At 67.2% G+C, this 3,622-nt stretch carries 4 protein-coding genes; all 4 read right to left on the bottom strand.

All coding sequences use genetic code 11. From position 1 onward, the window contains the following. Positions 1-39: 39 nt before the first annotated feature. The 4 genes from QZY48_RS11490 to nagZ all read right to left on the bottom strand — a co-directional run bounded on the left by QZY48_RS11490 (position 40) and on the right by nagZ (position 3,309). Complete coding sequence (locus QZY48_RS11490) at positions 40-783, bottom strand: S-methyl-5'-thioinosine phosphorylase (RefSeq protein WP_295430993.1); 744 nt, start codon at positions 781-783, stop codon at positions 40-42. Between the two features lie 190 nt (positions 784-973). After that, positions 974-1,417 (bottom strand): hemerythrin domain-containing protein, encoded by a 444-nt coding sequence (locus tag QZY48_RS11495; RefSeq protein ID WP_295430994.1) that lies wholly within the window; start codon positions 1,415-1,417, stop codon positions 974-976. A gap of 192 nt (positions 1,418-1,609) precedes the next feature. Beyond that, on the bottom strand, positions 1,610-2,230 hold the full coding sequence (locus QZY48_RS11500; protein ID WP_295430995.1) for a hypoxanthine-guanine phosphoribosyltransferase: 621 nt from the start codon (positions 2,228-2,230) through the stop codon (positions 1,610-1,612). Further along, positions 2,227-3,309, bottom strand: a complete 1,083-nt coding sequence (gene nagZ, locus QZY48_RS11505) for a beta-N-acetylhexosaminidase (protein ID WP_295430996.1) — start codon at positions 3,307-3,309, stop codon at positions 2,227-2,229. Before nagZ ends, QZY48_RS11500 begins: the two co-directional genes overlap by 4 nt. Between the last annotated feature and the right edge of the window lie 313 nt (positions 3,310-3,622).

Here is a 3,622-nt window from a genome sequence, read left to right on the forward strand (position 1 = left end):
ACAACGACAACGACAACGACAACGACAGCGTACCCGGGGTCAGGAGGCCGCCGCCAGGGCTGAGAGGATACGCTCGACCTGCCCCGTGCAGTGCGCGATGTGACCGTCGATCTCGGCCATGGTGATCGCGCCCGCCGTCTTGCCGGCGGCCCAGTTGACGACGAAGGCGAGGCTGGCGTAACGCAGCCCCAATTCCCGGGCCAGGGCCGCCTCGGGCATGCCCGTCATGCCCACCAGGTCACAGCCGTCGCGCTCCATGCGGGTGATCTCCGCCGCCGTCTCCAGCCGCGGTCCTTGCGTCGCCCCATAGGTCGCGGCGGCGACCGCCGGGACCCCGGCGGCCGCGCAGGCGCAGAGCAGGTCATGGCGCAACCGCGGGCAGTAGGGTTCGGTGAAGTCCACATGGCGGACGGGGAGCGACTCACCGTCGTGGAAGCTGTGCTCGCGCCCGTGGGTGTAGTCGATGAGTTGGTCGGGGACGGCGAAGGCGCGCGGGCCCAAGCCCGCGGCGATGCCGCCGACGGCGGCAAGCCCCACCACGGGCCCGGCCCCGGCGGCGTGCAGGGCCCACAGATTGGCCCGGTAGTTGATACGGTGCGGCGGCAACCGATGGCCGTCGCCGTGGCGGGCAAGAAAAAGCACCGATCGGCGGGCCAGGTGCCCGCGCAGGACCGGTGCCGAGAGGGGGCCGAAGGGGGTGTCCGGCCGGAGCTGCGCCGTGACCTCAAAGCCCCCCAGCCGCTGAAAGCCCGAACCCCCGATGATCGCAAGAAGACCTGGCACCCGCCCCCTCTACCGGAATCGCCGGGGTCCTATCAGAACTGACGTGGTGACCGAGATCCCGGGTACGTTGTCGTTGTCGTTGTCGTAATCGAATAATCCGACCACGATTACGACATTGAAAACGACAACGACGTCCGGTCCGTGAGAACGTGGCGGACAATCTGCCGCAGCCCGGATCGGCTCGAAAAACCTAGCACCGCACCTCATGGAACATGCCGATCTCCACCAGTTTGGGGAAGAGGACCTGCTCCTCGCGCTCGATGCGCTGCCCGACCATCTCGAAGACCTCGTGGGTTTCGGTCACAAAATCGTCGCTGAAATTGAAGTCACAGTTTTCCAGCCAATTCTTGTGGTAGTCGTGGAAGATCTTGCGCAGCGGGCGCTCCCCGCTGATGAACCCCCAGGCGATGGACTTCACCTTGGGGTCCTCATGGATCAGCAGGCTGGGATAGAGGCCGCGGTCCTCTTCAGCCAGGTGCCGACGCACCCGCTCGTCGAGATCGCACAACAATTCGTGCGCGGTGCGGGCGTTGGGGCGGACGCGCAGCTGCTCCGTGGTCAGCAGCGAGCGCAGGTCGTCGATCATCTGCCGCAGCTCCGAATGTGTGCTGCGGTAACCGTCTAGGGTCTGCATGGGTCATCCTCCTCTTCGTTGTTTCGTGAAAACCACTCACAGACGAACTGGCGACGGGCCAAACCGATCCGTGACGCCGAGTGGTAGGCACGCTTGCGGCGCGGGACCCCCAGGGCCGGTGCGCGAGCGATCTTATGATCTTATAGCCCTAAGAGATACTCCAAAATCGGCTCGACGTCAAAAGTCTATTGCTTATATTGCATTTTTAGATGATTGTTTTTCGTTGCATTGGTTTTTCGCCGTCCCGCGGTTTCCGCCGTCTATTCGGTCTTGCTCGGCAACCGCGAAGATGCCGGGGACGTTGCGAAAGTAGCCCTTGTAGTCTAGTCCGTAGCCGAACAAATAGCGGTCCGGAACCGTGACGCCGACAAACTCCGCCGGGTAGGCATGGGGGCGCTCCTTCTCGACCAGGACCGCCGTGTGCACGGCGGTCGCCCCGTCTTCGCGGCAGGCGCGGGCGATCGCCTCCAGGGTCAGGCCCTCGTCGAGCACGTCATCCAGGATCAGCACCTGCTCGCCGCGCACGGCCTCCGCGGGGCGGTACTGCCAGTCGAGGTCACCGCCGCGGGTGGTCCCGTGATAACGATTCACATGGACACAGCTCAGTCGCAATTGAAAATTCAGCCGGGGTAACAAGAGCCCCGCGGCGATGATGCCGCCGGTCATCACACACAGGACGACCGGATCGGTCCCGGCCAGACGTTCGGTGATGGCCAGGGCCAGGCGGTCGAGGGCCGCCTCCATGGCCTCCTCGGTGACCAGGCAGTCGGCGCGGTCGGCGACCGCGGCATAGGTTTCGGGGGACAGTTTCATGAGTGCTTTACCGGTCGTGTGGGGTCGTCCAGGGCCAGGTCCAGGTCCAGGGTTTCCAGGTCTTCCAGGCGTGCGACCTGGTGCACGCCCGCCTGCCAGCGCGGTTCTTCGTGCAGGCGCTCGCGGGTCAGGTGCCCGCGCCCGTGCATGCGCAGCAGGCGCAGTTGGGCGGTCGGGTCGGACTGGTCGTGCAACGCCGCGACGATCGCCTCGGCGGCCGGGCGATTGTTACAAATCAACAGCATGTCGCAGCCGGCCCGGGCCGCGGCCCGGGCGCGTTCCACATAGTCGCCGCCCGCACCGGCGGCAGCCATGTTGAGGTCGTCGCTGAAGATGACGCCGGCGAATCCCAGGCGTTCGCGCAACACGTGCTGGAGCCAGAACGGGGAGAACCCGGCGGGTTCGGGGGCCAGGCGCGGATAGACCACATGGGCCGGCATCACCGCCTCCAGCCCGTGTTCGATCAGCCGGCGAAAGGGCACCAGGTCCGCGGCCAGGAGGTCCGCCAGGTCCCGCTCGTCGCGGGGCAGCTCGGTGTGCGAGTCCGCGGCCACGCCGCCATGCCCGGGGAAGTGTTTGCCGACCGCGGCCATGCCGGCCAGGCGCACCCCCGCCGCCCAGGCGCCCGCCAGGGCGCAGACCGGCTCCACCGCGGACCCGAACCCGCGGTCGCCGATGACCTGACACAGGCCCCGGTCCAGGTCGAGCACCGGGGCGAAGCTGAAGTCCACCCCGGCAACCAGCAATTCCGCGGCCATCAGCCAGGCGACCGCGGTGCAGGCGGTGCAGGCGCGGCGGGGGTCCCGGGCGTAGAGCGCGCCGAAGCGCCCGGCCGGGGGCAGGCGGGTGAAACCCGCGCGAAAGCGCTGTACCCGGCCCCCTTCCTGATCCACCCCGATCAGGAGGCGCGGCTCGCGCAGGGCATGGATGGCCGCGGTCAGTTCCGTGAGCTGGGCCGGGTCCTGGTAGTTGCGGGCGAAGAGGATGACCCCGCCGACCGCCGGGTGGCGCAGCAACTCGCGGTCTTCAGGGCCCAGTTGGGTGCCCGCCAGGTCGACCATGATCGGGCCTAGTGACATGGTCAGTTCCCCCGTCCGGGCCGCCGGGGGCCCGGCCTCATCTCGGGGGTTGCAGCGGGTCGCGCGTGTCGTGGTGGCATCTCATCGCCTGGGGCCGGTGACCGGGTGCCTGCCACCCGGTCCTTCGTCGCTGTTTTTAGCACAGCGGCGAGCGCCTGTCTGCGGCGAAGCGGGGCAGGGGCGCGATCAGAACTGATATAATAACGCACATTTCGTATGGTACGCATCGCGGACCCCATTAGGTACAGCTACCGGACGTTCTCACGGACCGGGCGTCGTTGTCGTTGTCGTTGTCGTAATCGTGGTCGGATTG

The sequence above is a fragment of the uncultured Thiodictyon sp. genome, from assembly GCF_903828115.1.
In the GTDB taxonomy this organism is placed as follows: Bacteria; Pseudomonadota; Gammaproteobacteria; order Chromatiales; family Chromatiaceae; genus Thiodictyon.

Coding starts and splice junctions, on each gene's coding strand:
- QZY48_RS11495 (WP_295430994.1), bottom strand. CDS start 1,417: ATGCAGACCCTAGACGGTTACCGCAGCACACATTCGGAGCTGCGGCAG.
- QZY48_RS11500 (WP_295430995.1), bottom strand. CDS start 2,230: ATGAAACTGTCCCCCGAAACCTATGCCGCGGTCGCCGACCGCGCCGAC.
- nagZ (WP_295430996.1), bottom strand. CDS start 3,309: ATGTCACTAGGCCCGATCATGGTCGACCTGGCGGGCACCCAACTGGGC.